We start from the raw sequence: 17,190 nt of genomic DNA, 5'->3' as shown, positions 1-17,190 counted from the left end.
TGCTTATAGCACACTTTTCCGGCGCGCATCCGACCTGCGTCGTGCATTGTCATGCAATTATAATACAACCAATGCGAGAAGTCAGGACGGCCGCCACGCGATCGTGCCTTCGGTGCGCGCGCGGACCTCGGGCGAAGCGAGGCAGGTCGCGACCGCTTCATAGCCCGCCGCGCCGGGGACGGGCGTCACGCAGATCGGCCGGCTGTGGTTGGCGGGGCACAGGATGATCGCTTCATCGTCGCCCACCGCGTCGAGATCCAGGATCGCGTTGGAGCGGGTCAGGAAGAACAGCGGCCGGGCCTCGGGTCCGCGGCGGCGCAGATGCGCGATGATCGCTTCCTGGCTCGCCGCATCGAGCCCTTGCTCGAGCATGTCGATCACGAGGATCGCGTCGTCGCCGGCCTCGAGTGCCGCGAGCAGGGCGGTCAGCGCCGGCGAGTCCGCGGCGCCGTCGGCCAGCAGGGTGGCAAGGCTGGCCGCGACCCTGGACTTGTGCGCCGGATCGGCATCGAGGCGCGCACGCACGGCCGCGCCGCCATCGGCTGCGCGGTCCAGCCCGACGAAGCTGGCGCCGGGCAGGGCTTCGGCGAGCCGTTGTGCAAGGCGTGTCTTGCCGCTGCCGAGCGGGCCGACGATGTAGTTCAGCCGTTTGATGTCGCGCAGCTCGAAGCGCTCGCCGCCCCACGGCCACGGCAGATCGAACGCGACGCCGATCGCCGGGCGGGCCCGGACCGCACCGATGATGTCACCCGCCGCGGGCATCTTGCCGCCGCCGAGGTCGGCGCGCAGCCGGCGCAGTTTGGCGATGCTGTCGCCGCATTGGCGGATGCGTGCTTCGAGCGTGGCCTCGTGCGCGGCCAGCACGCGGCCGAGGACGACGGCGTCGCCGTTCAGGATCCGCGCCACTTCACCGACGCTGAGGCCGAGCGCGCGCAACTCGACGATCTCGGCGCCGCGCGCCATCTCGGCCGGACCATAGGCGCGCCATCCCGCCGGCGTGCGGCCGGGTGCAATCAGGCCGCGCTCCTCGTAGAGGCGCAGCGCTTTCGCGGAGATGCCGAGCTGCCTTGCAGCTTCGGACGGGCTGAGGAAACGGGCGGCAGCAGCATTCATCGAATCACCTCGCATCGTCTGACCGCGCCTCTATGGAGGCGGCCGCAGGGGCAAGGTCAAGCGGGGAGGTGCAACGCGTCCACGGGCGGCTCCCTCACTCGCGCAACACACTCGATGTCGTCCCTGCGAAAGCAGGGGACCCATAACCACAGATGCAGATTGTTATGCACCGCTGGAACGACGAGTCCCGTCAACAACATCTGCTGCGGAGTATGGGTCCGGGCCTGCGCCGGACGACGGCGGTATGTGCCGCGAGCGTCTACGCCCATTGCGCCGCCGCACCCTCACTCCAGATGGTTCACCTTCGCCACCCAGGCGCGGACGTCGGCGAGGACGGCGGGCAGCAGGGCCTTGACCTCCTGCACGGTCATGCCGGGCTTGATGCGCGGGTCGTAGAGCAGGTTGAGCAGATATTGGTCGTAGACGTCGAAATAACCCATCGAGACGTTGTCGTTGAACATGGTCCAGGGCACGGTGGCGGTGTCGTTGATCGGGCCGAGCGACTGCAACAGCTCCTCATAGGCGCAGTCGAAAAAGACGAAATCGCCGTTGTCGACGGTGAGGATCACGTCGGAATGCTCGATCTCGTAGTCCTCGTTCTTGCGGAAGCCGGACAGACATTGCGGGTCGAGCGAGGAGCGGATCTCCCTGGCGCGCTCCTGGCCGTAGAAGGTCGCGATGGTGCGGTACAGCTCGCGGTCGCGCACCAGCTTGACTACGACATTGGCCGCTTCGCTGTTCTCGGTCATCGCGATGTCGAGATGCTGCACCTTGGCGCGGATGTCGGCGACGATCTTGGCGAGCTGGGTCTTGCGGTCGGCGCGGCTGCCGTCGGCGAACACGCGCGCCGGACTGTCGTATTTGCGGATGCGGTCGACCCGCCCGGCGAGATGATATTCGGCGCCGAACGCGGTTTTCAGAAAGCCCTCGACGATCTCGGCATCGGTGAAGACCTTCTTCTCGTTGCGCTGGCGCGCGGCGATCGCCGGTACCTCGGTGGCAGTCGCGGGCACCGCGGCATCGGCGAGGCAAGCGGCGAGCGCTACGGCGAGAAGGACGAGGATCGAGGGACGGTGCTGGGGCATCATGACAAGGCTGCCGCAAGGTTTGCGGCAGCGCAAGGCGGGATCAGCGATCTTGCCGAATGGCGCCTGGTTCCGTTGAAATCGACGCGATCAGTTGTTCTTCACCACCACGGTGGTGCCGACCGAGACGCGACCATAGAGGTCGGTGACGTCGTCATTGGTCATGCGGAAGCAGCCCGACGAGACGGCCTGGCCGATCGTCTCCGGCTCGTTCGAGCCGTGGATGCGGTAGAGCGTCGAGCCGAGATACATCGCGCGTGCGCCGAGCGGGTTCTCGATACCGCCGTTCATGTGGCGCGGCAGATCGGGGCGGCGGCGCAGCATCTGCGACGGCGGCGTCCACGACGGCCATTCCTTCTTTGCGGAGATGCGGTGGACGCCGCTCCAGCGGAAGCCGTCGCGGCCGACGCCGATGCCGTAGCGCAGCGCCTGGCCGTTCGCCAGCACCAGATAGAGCCGGCGCTCGGCGGTGTTCACCACGATGGTGCCGGGGGCGTAGTTGGTCGGGTAGTTGACGGTGGTGCGCGGGATCGGGCTTGCGCCGCCGCCGCCGAAGAAGCTCGGGGGCTCGGCCTGGTAGCCGCGGGAGTCGAAGAACTGGGCGTGGGCCTGGCCGGCACCTGCCAGGATCGTGAGCGCGGCAAACATCAAGGCAATCGGGCGCATGGTCGTCGTCCTCGCGAACAATCAAATATGCAGTCAGAGAGGCCATAATTGCCGGCGTTTCGCAAGCGACGAAGCCGTGACCGTGGGCATTTTCGAACAACACGGTTTAAAAAGGCAACAGATCGGAAGCGATACCTGCATTGTCCGGCCAAGCCTTTGACGAAGTGGATGAAGAATGGTTGATCTGGAGCGTCTTCAACCGAAGTGGGTACCGGTCGCGTCGAGAAAACGCGTCCAAACAAAAGCCGGAGCGTTTTAAAGCGAAGTGGGCACTGGTTCGCGTGAAGAAAACGCGACCAAACAAAAGGATACGAGCATGATCCGATCCAATCGAATCGGATCATGCGCTGAAGCGACCTCAAGAACATCTCGAAACGGGAGCGAGAGCATGAATGGTGCGGAAAGTCTGGTGCGGACATTGGTCGCAGGCGGCGTGGATGTCTGCTTTACCAATCCCGGCACCTCGGAGATGCATTTCGTCGCGGCGCTGGACAAGGTCCCGGGCATGCGCTGCGTGCTCGGTCTGTTCGAAGGCGTGGTGACCGGTGCGGCCGACGGTTATTTCCGCATGAAGGGAACGCCGGCCTCGACGCTGCTGCATCTCGGGCCCGGCCTCGCCAACGGCCTTGCCAATCTGCACAACGCCAAGAAGGCGCATTCCGGCATCGTCAACATCGTCGGCCAGCATGCCACCTACCACATCGGCTACAACGCGCCGCTGACATCGGACATCGAGGGCCTGGCGCGGCCGATGTCGTCCTGGGTGCGCACCTCGCCGGATGCCAGGTCGGTTGCCGCCGACGGCGCGGCCGCGATCGCCGCGGCGAGGAGCGCGCCGCCGCAGATCGCAACCCTGATCCTGCCGGCCGACACCGCCTGGAACGAAGCCGACGGCATCGCCGAGGTGCCCGTGGACACGCAGCGCCCGAGCTACTCGCCGCAGGCGGTCGATACCGCGGCGAAGATCCTGCATGGCGATGCCGCGCATACGCTGCTGCTCGTCACCGGCAGCGCGCTGACCGAGCACGGCCTGGCGCTCGCGGAGCGCATCGCCGGCAAGACCGGCTGCACGGTGATGGGCCAGACCTATCACCCGCGCATGGCGCGCGGCCGCGGCCGCTTCTCGATCAACCGCATTCCCTATGTGATCGAGCAGGCGTTGCCGATCCTGAAAAATTTCCGTCACATCGTGCTGGTCGAGGCCAACGATCCCGTCGCGTTCTTCGCCTATCCGAACAAGCCGAGCATGCTGAAGGCGGAAGGCTGCGAGGTGCATCGCATGACCGCCTGGGGCGAGAATTCGGTCGCGGCGCTCGAGGCGCTCGCCGGTGCGCTGCATGCGACCGCGCAGGACGTCAAGCCGCAGCAATTGCAGGAACTGGTCAAGCCGACCGGCGCGCTCAACCATGCCTCGATCGCGCAGGCGATCGCGTGCGCGATCCCCGAGAACGCCATCATGGTCGATGAATCCGTCACCACCGGCCGCGGCTTCTTCCCGCCGACGGCGGCGGCCGCGCCGCATGACTGGCTGCAGAACATGGGCGGCTCGATCGGCTTCTCGACGCCGGTCGCGACCGGCGCCGCGGTCGCCTGTCCGGACCGCAAGGTGATCTGCATGGTCGGCGACGGCAGCGCGATGTACACGATCCAGTCGCTGTGGACCCAGGCGCGCGAAGGGCTCAACGTGGTGACCATCGTGTTCGCCAACCGCATCTACCAGATCCTGCGCGGCGAGTTCGACGGCGTCGGCGCCGGCGAGCCGGGCAAGCGGGCGCAGGACATGCTGAAGATCGATCGGCCGACGCTCGACTTCGTCGCACTCGCCAGGGGTATGGGGGTGCCGGGCAGGGCGGTGACGACGGCCGACGAGTTCAACAAGGCGCTCGCGGAAGCCGTCGCGGAGCCGGGACCACGGCTGATCGAAGTGCAGATGTAAGGGCGTAGTTGAAAGGCCGCGGCGGCGGCCCAGTCCAGTCGGAGGCGTCGATGCAGACCGAGCTGAACAAGGTGATCGCCGCGGTGGAGGAATTCTATGCGCAGGAGATGTTCCTGCTCGAGCGCGATCTCGGCGAGCGAACGCTCACTCACCGGCTGGCGGTGTATGTCGAGCGGCAATTTTCCGGCTGGCAGGTCGATTGCAACTACGACCGGCTCGGCGAGCGCACGTTGCGACTGCCGCGCGGCTCGGGGAGCTCGACCGACGACCATCTCGGCAAGTCGATCTATCCCGATATCGTGGTGCATCAGCGCGACATCCCGAACAATCTCCTGGCCATCGAACTGCGCAAGGACAGCAATCACCAGCCGATCGAGCACGATCAGCGCAAGCTGCAGGCGCTGACCGATCCGAATGTCTGGTTTGCCTATGCGATGGGCGTGCTGGTGATCGTCGGACAAGGCGGGGTGAGCTTTACCGAGGTCTATGTCGGCGGAGCCATCGATAGCGCGACTTCGCTCTGGTTTGCCGAGCGGCTACGCGAGAGTGGGCTCGCGAGCAGGCGCGACCACGGCGCTCCGCATTAAGTCTATCGATGAATCTATCTCCGCGTTGCAGTGATAGCCCGTTTGGATCATGCGTGGCCCCTGCACGCGCGGCACAACACAAGGTGCGGGAGGTGGAGCAATTACTGGAGCTGGTGGTCAATTTTCAGAACGATCCGATGGCGGTGCGGATTATCAGCTCCGCAACTCTTTCGCTCCCCCTCCCGCACCTGAATTCGCTGGGCCAACTCTCGCTGGTCCAGCTTGCACTGATCCAGCTTCCACTGATCCAACTTGCACTGCCCGAGGTGGTCGGCGCACTTGATTGCGACGTGACGGGCCGAGGCACCATCCGCACCGAGACAGCAAAAAAGGCCGCCTTCGGGCGGCCTTTTCCGTGCTCGACAAGTCCGTGATCGTCGAGTGGATCACCGGGCGCGATTGTTTCTGTTTATTGCTTGGTGGCATCGCTGCCGGTCCCGGCCGCGCCGGTCGTGGCGGCACCGGTCTTGGCGCTCGATTTCTTGGCGGTCTTCTTCGCTTTCTTCTTCGGCGCCTTGGCCGCCTCGCCCTTGGTCATGGTGTCGCCGCTTTGCGCGGCGGGGGCCGGGCTGCCGCCCGCCTTGTCCTGCGCGAGCGCCGTGGACGAGACGAAGGCAAGGGCGGTGGCGGCGAGGATCAGTGTTCGCATCGGATATTCTCCCAAGTTGGTTTCCGGCGAGCCTCAACGGGACAGAATGTCGCAGGGTTCCGCGACGCCGATCAGCAGTCCGTGAGCTGTGCGTGAACGGCATGACCGGCGGAACCGGGAACCGGGCGCCGCGTTATCCGCTGGGCAGGAGTTCCGAGGAGAGACGCCATGCGCTGGCGGTCAATGACGGAAACCACCAATACGGTGCTCGACACCGCCCCCGAGGACAGCTTCTACGCGGTGGGCTGGACCATCAGCGGCGTGGCGACGCTGGCCACCATCGTCGCGATCTGGATGTTCGGGATCTGAGAGCGAACAATCCACGACAGGCAACCGGCGCGCCACCGCCCGGCGGCCGGTCGCGGCCCGCGCCGTCCGCTACTTCCGCAGAATTGCCAGCGCTTCCCGATAGAGCTGCGAGAAGCAGACGAGTAGCGCGCTCGACAGCAGGAACATCGCCAGGCTGTCATAGTCGTCGGCCGTCGGCCAAGAAAACTCGAAATAGGGCGGCATGAACGCCCACCAGACGATCGGAACCGTGATGATCGTGGCAAAGGCGCCGGCGGGTGCGCCGCCCATCAGGCCGGCGATCAGGATCGCCGGCACGAAGCCCGCGAAATAGAATTGCATGCCGAAGCTCGCGAACATCTCCTGCGTTGCGGTGGCCAGCACCACCGCAAGCAGGGCGACGACGAATGTCGACAAGGACCAAGGCCGCAGCTTCAAAATGTAGTTGTTGCCCTTGCGCATCCAGACTCCCGGCCCCCGCGAGTTCCCGGAAGGTAGCCGAGGAGGCCCCCAAACAAAACCCCGTAGGACTCCGTGGGAAGCGGCGTTCTGCTCGGCACCGTGAAAGGAACCGTCCCGGTCAAGCCGCCGCCGCATTGTCGCGCTTATTGCATCGCAGCAGGGTGATTGTGGGGCACCACAATGCTGGAATTTCTGATTGTCGTTGTCGTCGCCGGGATCGGATTCATATCGGGGTACGGCGTCCGCGATCTGATCTCGCGCCGCCGGCGGTGGTCTGCCCCGTGGAGGCATGCGCCGCGGGTACGCACCTCGCGCCGCCAGCCGTCGGCGAGCCACGATGATGCCGCCGATGCCGTAACCCTGATCGCCGCCAATGACGACAACTCCGCCCGCGGCCGGCGTTGGACGCCCCACGCGCAGAAGGCCGATCACACGGCCCCGCCGGATGAACTCGACGGCGCGGTTCGCGAGCTGCTCGGCGAACTCGGCCGGCGCACCGCCAGGCCGTCATCCACCCCGCACCGCCGTCGGCAATGAGCCGGCGCCCCGGGAAGCAGCCAGAATTGATGTGGATCAACGTCGTTGCTTACCAAGTTGGCTTGAGTCGGCCCGCGCGAGGGTCGCAAATGTCCGTCTCAAATTCAGGTTCCGGGCCGTTCAGTGTTGGCGAGTTGAGGAGCGCTCTCGACAAGGTTGTCGAAACGTTGCCGGCCTCCCGCCAAGGCCCCTCGGTGAGGGCGTGCTTGGCACAACAACTTCTTGCCTTGGCCGCCGCAAAGCGAGCAGACAGCCTCGCTGAGTTATCTGACATCGCCCTTCGGGGCGTCGCCGCCAACTGTCTGAATTGCTTGGGTTGTGAAGGCGTTCCTTCGCCGCGACCTATGAACGCCTTCAGCCCAGAGCAGGACGTTGAGAGGCAAGCGCGGATGTCCAACATCACGGCGCACCTGGATGAGTGGGTAAATTCGATCGGGCTTAAACCACCCTCAAAATAGAGGTAGTTCGACACAACTGGTAGCAGATAGCCCCCAAAGAAAATGATCCTCGGGCGAAGAGCGTACCAAATGAAAAAGGGGCCGTGTCACGCAACGGCCCCCCCGCCGGTAACTTCCTGAAATGCTGATCTTAACAAAATGGCCCGGCAGCCAAAAATGCTAGCGCACTTCGCTCCTGCAGCAATTCCGTACAAACACGTAGTATTTTAGTTCCAAATCGCGAGTGTCCTAACTAGGACAGCACCGTTTTGCGAGGTGCTGGCCTGTCTCCATCCAAAAGTGGCCTAGTTGGAAAGTCGTAGTGAATTGGATAGGCGGCCGGTGGCCGTAGCATTTCCGAGCCTTACGCCCATGAAGATACTTTTGGGCGCGCCAAATTCGTTCCCTACGGTTCTCCGCAAGTCGTATTGATGGGGGCATACGTTGAGGCAATATATTGCGTGGCTCCTACGCGGGGATTGAGCCATGGCGGATTTCATTTTCAAGGCGAACATTGCCCACTACAATGAGCTGTTGGCCACCGAGACTGACGCTCGGAAGATCGAAATGCTTCATAAACTGCTGGCTGAGGAGGAGGCCAAGCTAGCCGATTGGCGCAAACAAAACCCAACGTCGGATGCGGAGTAAGACCGCCTCAGGATGACGGGGGATTTCTTGCTCAGTCTCATCACCCCAGTGTTCCTGAGACCTCTGGGTTTGAGCCGAGAGGCTGCGGCGTTCTGGATCTCCCGGTCCATGTGCGCAATTGCGCACACGCCGGGCGATGACGGCGGTGGACGAGGATATAGTCTCACATCCTCTCAGTTGGCGGTATTTCTCCGTATGCAACCTGAACCTTAGGACCTCGCAACGTGGGTGTTGCGGCGGCCCATGTCATCGACGGCATTGCCGAGTATCTGATCGTTCTTGTACGGGTAGACGGGCGCGATCGCGATGCGCGTCTGGGTCGCAAGTCCCACACTGGCGTCCGTTTGATCCCTATCAAAAATGCTCACGTCAGATGAGGTTAGAAGAAGGGCGCGCCCAGAAGTCTCAGGAGGGCACCATGTCGCACTTCATAGTCCGCTTCGTGAAAGATGTGCTCGGCGATAACGGTCGGCAGGCTGAGATCTGCCAGAGGATCTTGGAGATCGACGCTCCGACTGAGGGCGAGGCCAGGGAGATCGCCAAGCAGAAATTCTGTAAAGACGAAATGCTTTGCGAATGGTCGCTGCATGCCGACCGCATCCAGGTCAAGCCTGCTGACTTTCCGTCGTAGGGACCAGGCAGGTAAGTTCGCCGGCGATTCGCTCCGCGGCAGTTGAACGGATCGGGGTTCCTGGTAGGTCCGGAACTGGCATAACCCGGCTTGCATCGGCTCCTTTGCATGGGGTTGTTTTCGACATTTTTGATGAGGCGGTCCCGAAGGGCACCGGAATGTCGATAATCGTCCGCACCCGGCGGTGGGAGGGGGATGGTGGACGCACAAGGGATCGAACCTTGGACCTCTCCCGTGTGAAGGGAACGCTCTCCCGCTGAGCTATGCGTCCGGGATGTGACGTGCCAAAGGCCGCTGGTCGGCGGCCGGTCGATAGCGGCGCTTCGTCAGAGCGTGCGATTTACGAAGTGCCGGGTAGGGGTGTCAAGCCAAACCCTGCGGGAATCACGCCCCTTGCTGGCGAGCGCGCGAGGCATGTGACTGCAGCGCCCGGATGCGCTCGGCGAGCGTGCCGCCGCCCTCGGGCATCCCGCTGCCCGGCGAGGCGCCGTTGGCGGGCTTGGCCGCCTTGGCCGGCACCGTCGGCTCCGCCGCCAGCATGGCCTCGATCGCCGAATTGGGGCCCTCGAGCTGGATCGCGAGCTTGGCCACCTCGGCGGCGATGTCGTTGATGCGCTCGCGCAGCAGCGCATTCTCCATTCGCTCGGTCGCCCAGGAGCTCTCGGCCTGCTGCTGGATCGCGTTGATGTCGCGCTGCAGCTTGCCGCGCTCGTCGCTGACGGCGCGCAGCTGCTCCTCGACTTGAGTCTTCTCCTGGCGCAGCTTGTCGAGCGCGGAGGATTTGCCGCCGCCCACTGCTGCGATCTCCTCGCGCAGCTCCTGCACCGTGCGCTCGGCGGCGGCGTTGGCCTGCTTCAACTGGCCGTTCTCGAATTCGCGCTCGGCCAGCAGCTTGCCCTGGGTCGCAAGCCGCGTCTCGAGGTCGTTGACCCGGTTGCCGAGCATCTCGGCCTCCTTGACCTGGGCGACGAGCTGGTGATCGAGATCGGTGACGCGCTGGCTCAGATTCTCGACCCGGCCGCGGGCGTCGGTGAGATCGCGCGTCGCGGTTTCCGACTGGCTGCGCTCCTGGGCGAGGCGGGCTTCGGTTGCCGCGAATTCCCTGGCGGCATCGCCGACCCGATTCTTCAGCTCCTCGACCTGGGTCCGCACCGCGACCAGTTCGATCTGGCGGCTGTCGGCGGTCATCGCGCGGTCGTTGAGCTCGGCGTTGATCCTGCCAAGCTCGCCCTGTTTGTCGGTCAGCGCCTGCTCGGCGTTGCGCAACAGCTCGGTCTTGGCCGAGAACTCTTCCTCGGTGGCGCGAAGCTGCTCCTTCATCGCCTTCTCGCGTGCTTCCAGCGCGAAGATCGCGGCATTCTTCTCGCCGAGCTCGATCTTCATGCGGTTGATCGCATCGGTCTTCTTGCCGAGCTCGGCGAGCTGGCTCGTGGTCTTGCTCTTGAGCTGGTCGACGCTCATCTCGAGCCGGCGGGCCGACATGGCGAATTCGGCGCGGAGCTGGTCCTTGTCGGCCTGGATCTCGGCCATCGACAGCGGGGTGGCCGCCTCCATGCGACGCGTGGTCAGCCGCACCGCCCGGTTATGCACCAGCGGAACGATCATCAGGCCGCACAGCATCGAGATCAGGAAACCGATCGCCGCGTACATGATCGGCTCGATCATGAAGGGTCACTCCAAGGAAAGAAGGAATTTGTTAATCACAATGCCACGGCGGGCCGGCCAAAGGCCAGCCCGATTGCCGCGTTAACCTGAATTGCTAACCGTGCCGGAGCGCCGGCCTCGCCGCTCGATAAGGCCGCGACCTCGGGCTTCGTTCCGATGAATCGGAACGAGGCCCTGGCTTCTGTCTTGACGCGTTTTCGTGATGCGAAACCGGCGTCCACTTCGTTGGAAACGCTCTAGAACGGGTTCCAGGTCGCGCGCGGGGTGAATTTGAGATAGCCGACGCTGGCGCCGAGCCGCAAGCCGATGCCCGAGCGAATCGGGACCAGCACGATGTTGTTGGCGGTCAGCGCCGTCATGCCGAAGCCGCCGACGATATAGGCCGAGCCGTCGATGCCGACGAAGCGCTGATAGATCGCCTGGGTCGATGGCAGGTTGTAGACCAGCGTCATGGTCCTCGCGCCGTCGCCGCCCCAGTCGAAGCCGACCGAGGGACCCTGCCAGTAGACCCTGAGGTCGCCGGCGTTCTTGGTGTAGAGCGTGCCTTCGCCATAGCGCAGCCCGGCCACGAAGGCGCCGGAGCCTTCCTCGCCGAGCACATAACCATTGGGCAGGCCCCACTGGCTGACGGCGCGCTCGATGACCGAGGCGAGTCCGCGCGAGACATTGCCGAAGAACTTGTGTCCGGCATTGACCAGTTCGTCGGGCCCGTAAGTATACGGGGTCGGTTCACGCTGTGGCGGCGGATATTGCGGTGGCGGGCCCTGCTGCGCGGACGCCCCTGCGCTCCAGCACATCAACGCGGCAAACGCGACCGCGGCAAGGCGTGATGCGAAAGTCATTAAGAACCCCTGCTATCGAAATCCGGGCGCTGCCCTTTAACCTGATGCCAACAGGCACGGCTCTAGGTTGCGCCCGGTGTCCCCTCGACTCGGATGTTATCGGTATCAACTATGACGGCACAACGGCAGGAAAGATATGGATCGCGCCGGGGGATGGCGTTTTTCGGCCTGTTGGCGGGCATTTTGGCGGCCGTCTGGCCCTCTTTGCCGGTCGAGGCCACCACAACCGAGCGCGTGGTGACGAACCGCTACTCGGGATTGGCGATCGAGGGATTCGATCCCGTCGCTTATTTCACAGATGCCGCCGCCACCCGGGGGCGGCCCGAATTCGAGGCCGCGGAGAGCGGCGTGGTCTGGCGTTTCCGCAACGAGGGCAACCGCGCCTCGTTCGTGGCGCATCCTGAAATCTATGGCCCGCAATTCGGCGGCTACGATCCGACCGATCTGGTGCGGGGCGTCACCTGCGCGGGCAATCCGCGATTCTGGGCCGTCGTCGGGAACAGGCTTTATTTGTTCAACCGGGAACGCAGCCGTGACGCGTTCGCCGCCGATCCCGCGCGCTTTTTGAAGGAAGCCGCGGCGCGCTGGCCGGAGCTGGAAGACAATCTCGCGCAGTGATCACGGCGCCGCGGCCGGGTCGCCCCAGGCAATGAATTCCGGCACCAGAAAGTCTTCGCGGCCCAGCCCGAAATGCAACGGGCTTCCGTTCGAATCGGTGACCTTGCCGCCGGCCGCAACGACGATCGCGTGACCGGCCGCCACATCCCACTCCGATGTCGGCGACAGGCGGGGATAGATGTCGACTTCGCCCTCGGCGACGCGGCCGAATTTGACGGCCGAGCCCAGCACGGCGCGGACCGCGCCGCCGCGCGCGTCGATGAAGGCTTCCGTGCGCGCATCGCCATGCGAGCGGCTCACCGCCACCGTCCACGGCGCGCTGCGCGGCGGGCAGGGACGGGTCCTGATCGGCACCGCCTGCGAAACCGCGCCGCCCTGCAGCGTCAACCGCTCCGCGCCCTTGCCGACGATGCCGCGCCAGATCAGGCCGAGCGCCGGCGCGCCGACGATGCCGAGCAGCGGCACGCCCTGCGTGACCAGCGCCACATTGACGGTGAATTCATTGCGTCCGGCGACGAACTCCTTGGTGCCGTCGAGCGGATCGATCAGGAAGAAACTGTCCTTGTAAGGCGGCGTCGCCAGATGGACGCGCTCCTCCGACAGCAGCGACACCTGCGGCGCGAGCCGCGTCAGGCCTTCGACGATGATGTGGTCGGCGGCGAGATCTGCCTCGGTGACCGGCGAGCCGTCACTCTTGCCGGTGACGCTCATGGCGGAACGGTTGACCGCAAGAATTGCCTGGCCGGCCCGGATCACCAGTTCGGTCAGTGATTCGAGCAGCGTCGTGGCGCCCTCGCAGCCGATCAGGGAACGCTGTGCCTTATTCATGCGCGGGTCTCATATCAGCGAGTCGCATATCCTGTTTGTGTTCCCTTATCAGCCCCGCCGCAAGCTGGCAGCATCCGTCTGCGCGGTGTATCAAGCCGACAGGCATGCGTGATTCGCACTCCTCGGTCGGCGTGCGGCTTTCCAGGAAACAATTGATGTCTGGCACTTCGTCTCCCGGTCCCGCTCCCGACGCGCTCGAACTCGCGGCGCTCTTGTGCTCGCGGGTCTGTCACGATCTCATCAGTCCGGTCGGCGCGATCGTCAATGGTCTTGAGGTCCTTGACGACAATCCCAAGCCGGAAGACCGCGACTTCGCGCTCGATCTGATTCGCAAGAGCGCCAAGACCGCTTCGGCGCGGTTGCAGTTCTGCCGGCTGGCGTTCGGCGCGGCCGGTTCCTCCGGCGCGCAGATCGACCTCGGCGATGCCCAGAACATGGCGAAGGGGCATATCGAGGACGGCAAGGTGACGCTGACCTGGAATTTGCCGCGGCTGCTCCTGCCCAAGAACCGGGCCAAGCTGCTGCTGAACATGCTGGTCATCGCGCAGCAGACGATCCCGCGCGGCGGCACGCTCACGATCGATCCGGTCGGCGAAGGCGAGGCCATGAGCTTCCGCATCACGTCCGCGGGCCTCAATGCGCGCGTGCCGCAGAACATCGTCGACCTCCTCAATGAAAGCTCGGCGAACACGGTCGATGCACATGCGGTGCAGCCGCACTACACCCGCCTCTTGGCTGAAGCCTGCGGGCTGAAGGTGACGCTCGCGCTCGACGGTGAAAAGGTCATCGTCGCCGCGTCCTGAACGCGGCCGCGCCGACATCATTAATCAAAGGTTACGACCGGCCGCGCGATTCGATCGCGCGGCCTTATCTCTTTGTTGATCCCGTTCCTTTCCATTTGCTCAACCAAACTTAAACGCTTTGCGGAGAAGCTGACCGGGTTCCCGTCAGGCGCGTCGATGTCGCGCGCCGCAGCGTTTTCGGCGTTTTTCGAAGGTTGGTTTCATGGACGATCTGTTGCGCGAGTTCCTGACGGAGAGCAGCGAGAGCCTGGATACGGTCGACAACCAGCTGGTGCAGTTCGAGCAGGATCCGAACAACGCGAAGATCCTGGATAACATTTTCCGCCTGGTGCACACCATCAAGGGCACCTGCGGCTTCCTCGGGCTGCCGCGGCTCGAGGCGCTGGCGCATGCCGGCGAGACCTTGATGGGCAAATTCCGCGACGGCATGCCGGTGAAGGCGGAAGCCGTGACGCTGATCCTGTCCTCGATCGACCGCATCAAGGAGATCCTTGCGGGGCTGGAGGCGACCGAGGCCGAGCCCGAGGGCAACGACCGCGACCTGATCGATCAGCTCGAGGCGATGGTCGAGCACGGCATGGCGGCGATGGCTGCTGGTGCGACCGTTGCTGAAGAAGATGTGCCGGTCGTTGAAGCTCCGTCCGTGCAAGCGGCGATGACCCAGGCGGCGACCGAAGGCACGCTGGTGGTGCAGACGCTGGAGCGTGCGCTGCGTCCGGGCGAGGTCTCGCTCGACGAGCTCGAGCGCGCCTTCCGCGAGACCGAGACCGAAGTCGCCGCGCCGGCGCCGGCCGCGAAGCCCGTCGCTGCGCCCGCCGCCGCTGAGCCCGCTGAGGCTGCGAAGAAGCCGGCCCGCAAGGCCGCGGGTGAGGACGTCCAGGAAGGCGACAAGATCGCCAACCAGTCGATCCGGGTCAATGTCGACACCCTCGAACACCTGATGACCATGGTCTCCGAGCTGGTGCTGACCCGCAACCAGCTGCTGGAGATCTCCCGCCGCAACGAGGACACCGAGTTCAAGGTGCCGTTGCAGCGGCTCTCCAACGTCACCGCCGAGCTGCAGGAAGGCGTCATGAAGACGCGCATGCAGCCGATCGGCAATGCCTGGCAGAAGCTGCCGCGCATCGTCCGCGACCTCTCCGGCGAACTCGGCAAGCAGATCGAGCTCGAGATGCACGGCGCCGACACCGAGCTCGACCGCCAGGTGCTCGACCTGATCAAGGATCCGCTGACGCACATGGTGCGCAACTCCGCCGATCATGGGCTGGAGACCACCGCCGAGCGGGTCGCGGCCGGCAAGCCGGAACAGGGCACCATTCGCCTCTCGGCCTATCACGAGGGCGGCCACATCATCATCTGCATCGCCGACAATGGCCGCGGGCTCAACACCGAGCGGATCAAGGCCAAGGCGCTCCAGAACGGTCTCGTCACCGAGGCCGAGCTCGAGAAGATGACCGAGGCCCAGATCCACAAGTTCATCTTCGCGCCGGGCTTCTCGACCGCCGCGCAGGTCACCTCGGTGTCCGGCCGCGGCGTCGGCATGGACGTGGTGCGCACCAATATCGACCAGATCGGCGGCACCATCGACATCAAGAGCGTGGCCGGCGAGGGCGCTTCCGTCACCATCAAGATCCCGCTGACCCTGGCGATCGTCTCCGCGCTGATCGTGGAAGCCGGCGGCGACCGCTTTGCGATTCCGCAATTGTCTGTGGTCGAGCTGGTGCGGGCCCGCGCCAACTCCGAGCACCGCATCGAGCGGATCAAGGACACCGCGGTCTTGCGGCTGCGCAACAAGCTGTTGCCGCTGATCCACCTCAAGAAGCTGCTCAAGATCGACGACGGCGCGACCTCCACGGATGCCGAGAACGGCTTCATCGTGGTCACGCAGGTGGGCAGCCAGACCTTCGGCATCGTGGTCGACGGCGTGTTCCACACCGAGGAGATCGTGGTCAAGCCGATGTCGACCAAGCTGCGGCACATCGACATGTTCTCCGGCAACACCATTCTGGGCGATGGCGCCGTGATCATGATCATCGACCCCAACGGGATTGCAAAAGCGCTCGGCGCGTCCGGCTCCTCGGCCCATGACCTTGCCGACGACAATGCCGCGGCGCATGCCGCAAGCGGCGAGCAGCTGACCTCGCTGCTGGTGTTCCGCGCCGGCTCCTCACAGCCCAAGGCGGTGCCGCTCGGCCTCGTCACCCGGCTGGAAGAGATCGCAACCGACAAGATCGAGCTCTCGAACGGCCGCTACATGGTGCAGTACCGCGAGCAGCTGATGCCGCTGGTGCAGATGGCCGGGGTCGAGGTGCAGAACCAGGGCTCGCAGCCGATCCTGGTGTTCGCCGACGACGGCCGCTCGATGGGGCTCGTGGTCGACGAGATCATCGACATCGTCGAGGAGCGGCTCAACATCGAGGTCGCGGGTTCGCAGGACGGCATCCTCGGCTCGGCGGTGATCAAGGGCCAGGCCACCGAGGTGATCGACGTCGGCCACTTCCTGCCGATGGCGTTCGCCGACTGGTTCTCGCGCAAGGAGATGCGCCCGTCGGCCTCGGCGCAGTCGGTGCTGCTGGTCGATGACTCGGCGTTCTTCCGCAACATGCTGGCGCCGGTGCTGAAGGCCGCCGGCTACAAGGTCCGGACCGCGGGCGGCGCGCAGGAAGGGCTCGCCGCGCTGCGTTCGGGGCAAAGCTTCGACGTCGTGCTGACCGACATCGAGATGCCCGAGATGAACGGCTTCGAGTTCGCCGAGAACATCCGCAGCGACCACAATCTGATCGGGCTGCCGATCATCGCGCTGTCGGCGATGGTGTCGCCGGCGGCGATCGAGCGCGGCCGGCAGGCCGGCTTCCACGACTATGTCGCCAAGTTTGACCGTCCCGGGCTGATCGCGGCGCTGAAAGAGCAGACCGCCGAGCTGCGCCGGGCCGCATAAGGAAAAGAGTGATGACCAGCAAGACCGAGACCAGCGAAGGCGCCATGGCCGAATACGTCACCGCCGTGATCGGCGGCCAGCTGTTCGGGCTGCCGATCTCGCGGGTGCAGGACGTGTTCATGCCGGAGCGGCTGACGCGGGTGCCGCTGGCCTCCAGCGAGATCGCCGGCGTGCTCAATCTGCGCGGCCGCATCGTCACCGTGGTCGACATGCGCGCCCGGCTCGGGCTGCCGAAGGCCGATGACGGCAAGCCTCCGATGGCGGTCGGCGTCGACCAGCGCGGCGAATCCTATGGCCTGTTGATCGACCAGATCGGCGAGGTGCTGCGGCTGCCCGACGACAGCCGCGAGGACAATCCGGTCAACCTCGATCCCCGCATGGCCAAGCTCGCCGGCGGCGTCCACCGCCTCGACGGCCAGCTCATGGTCGTCCTCGATGTCGATCGCGTGCTCGAACT

Annotated in this window: 20 protein-coding genes and 1 tRNA gene; 11 read left to right on the top strand and 10 right to left on the bottom strand. The window is 64.9% G+C overall.

Annotation, left to right across the window (positions count from 1 at the left end; genetic code table 11):
• Positions 1-81 precede the first annotated feature (81 nt).
• The 3 genes from E2I15_RS22490 to E2I15_RS22480 all read right to left on the bottom strand — a co-directional run bounded on the left by E2I15_RS22490 (position 82) and on the right by E2I15_RS22480 (position 2,864).
• The gene (locus tag E2I15_RS22490; protein WP_137477927.1) at positions 82-1,113 is read right to left on the bottom strand and encodes a MerR family transcriptional regulator; all 1,032 of its coding nucleotides are present in this window, start codon (positions 1,111-1,113) and stop codon (positions 82-84) included.
• A gap of 284 nt (positions 1,114-1,397) precedes the next feature.
• Entirely contained in the window at positions 1,398-2,198 is an 801-nt protein-coding gene (locus E2I15_RS22485) for a DUF2927 domain-containing protein (RefSeq protein WP_137478222.1), read from the bottom strand.
• 90 nt (positions 2,199-2,288) lie between these two features.
• Complete coding sequence (locus tag E2I15_RS22480) at positions 2,289-2,864, bottom strand: L,D-transpeptidase (RefSeq protein WP_069279450.1); 576 nt, start codon at positions 2,862-2,864, stop codon at positions 2,289-2,291.
• Between the two features lie 388 nt (positions 2,865-3,252).
• Here E2I15_RS22480 and E2I15_RS22475 point away from each other — a divergent pair, with 388 nt between their 5' ends.
• From E2I15_RS22475 to E2I15_RS22465, 3 genes are read left to right on the top strand one after another with little or no spacing between them, the layout of a single operon-like run.
• Positions 3,253-4,800 carry an acetolactate synthase large subunit gene (locus E2I15_RS22475; protein WP_137477926.1) on the top strand — a complete coding sequence of 516 codons (1,548 nt, stop codon included), beginning with the start codon at positions 3,253-3,255 and terminating at the stop codon, positions 4,798-4,800.
• A 50-nt stretch (positions 4,801-4,850) separates the two neighbouring features.
• Positions 4,851-5,387 (top strand): hypothetical protein, encoded by a 537-nt coding sequence (locus E2I15_RS22470; protein ID WP_170991452.1) that lies wholly within the window; start codon positions 4,851-4,853, stop codon positions 5,385-5,387.
• Between the two features lie 53 nt (positions 5,388-5,440).
• Positions 5,441-5,761: a hypothetical protein gene (locus E2I15_RS22465; protein ID WP_137477924.1), complete on the top strand. Its 321-nt coding sequence runs from the start codon at positions 5,441-5,443 to the stop codon at positions 5,759-5,761.
• A gap of 35 nt (positions 5,762-5,796) precedes the next feature.
• Here E2I15_RS22465 and E2I15_RS22460 read toward each other — a convergent pair whose 3' ends face one another.
• Positions 5,797-6,036 carry a hypothetical protein gene (locus E2I15_RS22460; RefSeq protein WP_246667978.1) on the bottom strand — a complete coding sequence of 80 codons (240 nt, stop codon included), beginning with the start codon at positions 6,034-6,036 and terminating at the stop codon, positions 5,797-5,799.
• 168 nt (positions 6,037-6,204) lie between these two features.
• Here E2I15_RS22460 and E2I15_RS22455 point away from each other — a divergent pair, with 168 nt between their 5' ends.
• On the top strand, positions 6,205-6,345 hold the full coding sequence (locus E2I15_RS22455; protein WP_016843686.1) for a hypothetical protein: 141 nt from the start codon (positions 6,205-6,207) through the stop codon (positions 6,343-6,345).
• A gap of 69 nt (positions 6,346-6,414) precedes the next feature.
• Here the strand turns inward: E2I15_RS22455 and E2I15_RS22450 are convergent, their stop codons facing one another.
• Entirely contained in the window at positions 6,415-6,786 is a 372-nt protein-coding gene (locus tag E2I15_RS22450) for a DUF4118 domain-containing protein (RefSeq protein WP_137477922.1), read from the bottom strand.
• A gap of 180 nt (positions 6,787-6,966) precedes the next feature.
• Here E2I15_RS22450 and E2I15_RS22445 point away from each other — a divergent pair, with 180 nt between their 5' ends.
• Positions 6,967-7,323: a hypothetical protein gene (locus E2I15_RS22445; protein ID WP_137477921.1), complete on the top strand. Its 357-nt coding sequence runs from the start codon at positions 6,967-6,969 to the stop codon at positions 7,321-7,323.
• A gap of 923 nt (positions 7,324-8,246) precedes the next feature.
• Positions 8,247-8,408 carry a hypothetical protein gene (locus E2I15_RS38845; protein WP_170991451.1) on the top strand — a complete coding sequence of 54 codons (162 nt, stop codon included), beginning with the start codon at positions 8,247-8,249 and terminating at the stop codon, positions 8,406-8,408.
• A gap of 209 nt (positions 8,409-8,617) precedes the next feature.
• Here E2I15_RS38845 and E2I15_RS39575 read toward each other — a convergent pair whose 3' ends face one another.
• Entirely contained in the window at positions 8,618-8,740 is a 123-nt protein-coding gene (locus E2I15_RS39575; protein ID WP_276486480.1) for a hypothetical protein, read from the bottom strand.
• Between the two features lie 86 nt (positions 8,741-8,826).
• On the opposite strand from E2I15_RS39575, the gene E2I15_RS22440 reads away from it, so the two are divergent.
• Positions 8,827-9,039 (top strand): hypothetical protein, encoded by a 213-nt coding sequence (locus E2I15_RS22440; RefSeq protein WP_137477920.1) that lies wholly within the window; start codon positions 8,827-8,829, stop codon positions 9,037-9,039.
• A gap of 196 nt (positions 9,040-9,235) precedes the next feature.
• Here the strand turns inward: E2I15_RS22440 and E2I15_RS22435 are convergent.
• The 3 genes from E2I15_RS22435 to E2I15_RS22425 all read right to left on the bottom strand — a co-directional run bounded on the left by E2I15_RS22435 (position 9,236) and on the right by E2I15_RS22425 (position 11,546).
• A tRNA-Val gene (locus E2I15_RS22435) sits at positions 9,236-9,310 on the bottom strand.
• A 113-nt stretch (positions 9,311-9,423) separates the two neighbouring features.
• The gene (locus E2I15_RS22430) at positions 9,424-10,704 is read right to left on the bottom strand and encodes a coiled-coil domain-containing protein (protein WP_137477919.1); all 1,281 of its coding nucleotides are present in this window, start codon (positions 10,702-10,704) and stop codon (positions 9,424-9,426) included.
• 236 nt (positions 10,705-10,940) lie between these two features.
• Complete coding sequence (locus E2I15_RS22425; protein WP_016843676.1) at positions 10,941-11,546, bottom strand: DUF1134 domain-containing protein; 606 nt, start codon at positions 11,544-11,546, stop codon at positions 10,941-10,943.
• A 153-nt stretch (positions 11,547-11,699) separates the two neighbouring features.
• Between E2I15_RS22425 and E2I15_RS22420 the strand changes: the two genes are divergently transcribed.
• A complete protein-coding gene (locus E2I15_RS22420; protein WP_137477918.1) occupies positions 11,700-12,164 on the top strand; it encodes a YHS domain-containing (seleno)protein in 465 nt (154 codons plus the stop codon).
• Here E2I15_RS22420 and cysQ read toward each other — a convergent pair whose 3' ends face one another.
• Positions 12,165-12,992, bottom strand: coding sequence for a 3'(2'),5'-bisphosphate nucleotidase CysQ (cysQ, locus tag E2I15_RS22415; protein ID WP_137477917.1), 828 nt, complete (start codon positions 12,990-12,992; stop codon positions 12,165-12,167). It abuts the gene before it with no gap.
• A gap of 155 nt (positions 12,993-13,147) precedes the next feature.
• On the opposite strand from cysQ, the gene chpT reads away from it, so the two are divergent.
• The 3 genes from chpT to E2I15_RS22400 all read left to right on the top strand — a co-directional run.
• Positions 13,148-13,795, top strand: a complete 648-nt coding sequence (gene chpT, locus E2I15_RS22410) for a histidine phosphotransferase ChpT (RefSeq protein WP_137477916.1) — start codon at positions 13,148-13,150, stop codon at positions 13,793-13,795.
• A 202-nt stretch (positions 13,796-13,997) separates the two neighbouring features.
• Entirely contained in the window at positions 13,998-16,733 is a 2,736-nt protein-coding gene (locus tag E2I15_RS22405; protein WP_137484181.1) for a hybrid sensor histidine kinase/response regulator, read from the top strand.
• A gap of 11 nt (positions 16,734-16,744) precedes the next feature.
• A partial coding sequence (locus tag E2I15_RS22400; protein WP_137484179.1) for a chemotaxis protein CheW occupies positions 16,745-17,190 on the top strand: 446 nt, incomplete at its 3' end.

This window comes from Bradyrhizobium sp. BR2003, from assembly GCF_009720285.1.
GTDB classification, from domain to species: domain Bacteria; phylum Pseudomonadota; class Alphaproteobacteria; order Rhizobiales; family Xanthobacteraceae; genus Bradyrhizobium; species Bradyrhizobium elkanii.
The sequence above is the reverse complement of the archived record's forward strand: the minus strand, read 5'-3'. Positions and strand labels throughout refer to the sequence as shown.

Coding starts and splice junctions, on each gene's coding strand:
- E2I15_RS22490 (WP_137477927.1), bottom strand. CDS start 1,113: ATGAATGCTGCTGCCGCCCGTTTCCTCAGCCCGTCCGAAGCTGCAAGG.
- E2I15_RS22485 (WP_137478222.1), bottom strand. CDS start 2,198: ATGCCCCAGCACCGTCCCTCGATCCTCGTCCTTCTCGCCGTAGCGCTC.
- E2I15_RS22480 (WP_069279450.1), bottom strand. CDS start 2,864: ATGCGCCCGATTGCCTTGATGTTTGCCGCGCTCACGATCCTGGCAGGT.
- E2I15_RS22475 (WP_137477926.1), top strand. CDS start 3,253: ATGAATGGTGCGGAAAGTCTGGTGCGGACATTGGTCGCAGGCGGCGTG.
- E2I15_RS22470 (WP_170991452.1), top strand. CDS start 4,851: ATGCAGACCGAGCTGAACAAGGTGATCGCCGCGGTGGAGGAATTCTAT.
- E2I15_RS22460 (WP_246667978.1), bottom strand. CDS start 6,036: ATGCGAACACTGATCCTCGCCGCCACCGCCCTTGCCTTCGTCTCGTCC.
- E2I15_RS22455 (WP_016843686.1), top strand. CDS start 6,205: ATGCGCTGGCGGTCAATGACGGAAACCACCAATACGGTGCTCGACACC.
- E2I15_RS22450 (WP_137477922.1), bottom strand. CDS start 6,786: ATGCGCAAGGGCAACAACTACATTTTGAAGCTGCGGCCTTGGTCCTTG.
- E2I15_RS22445 (WP_137477921.1), top strand. CDS start 6,967: ATGCTGGAATTTCTGATTGTCGTTGTCGTCGCCGGGATCGGATTCATA.
- E2I15_RS38845 (WP_170991451.1), top strand. CDS start 8,247: ATGGCGGATTTCATTTTCAAGGCGAACATTGCCCACTACAATGAGCTG.
- E2I15_RS22440 (WP_137477920.1), top strand. CDS start 8,827: ATGTCGCACTTCATAGTCCGCTTCGTGAAAGATGTGCTCGGCGATAAC.
- E2I15_RS22430 (WP_137477919.1), bottom strand. CDS start 10,704: ATGATCGAGCCGATCATGTACGCGGCGATCGGTTTCCTGATCTCGATG.
- E2I15_RS22425 (WP_016843676.1), bottom strand. CDS start 11,546: ATGACTTTCGCATCACGCCTTGCCGCGGTCGCGTTTGCCGCGTTGATG.
- E2I15_RS22420 (WP_137477918.1), top strand. CDS start 11,700: ATGGCGTTTTTCGGCCTGTTGGCGGGCATTTTGGCGGCCGTCTGGCCC.
- cysQ (WP_137477917.1), bottom strand. CDS start 12,992: ATGAATAAGGCACAGCGTTCCCTGATCGGCTGCGAGGGCGCCACGACG.
- chpT (WP_137477916.1), top strand. CDS start 13,148: ATGTCTGGCACTTCGTCTCCCGGTCCCGCTCCCGACGCGCTCGAACTC.
- E2I15_RS22405 (WP_137484181.1), top strand. CDS start 13,998: ATGGACGATCTGTTGCGCGAGTTCCTGACGGAGAGCAGCGAGAGCCTG.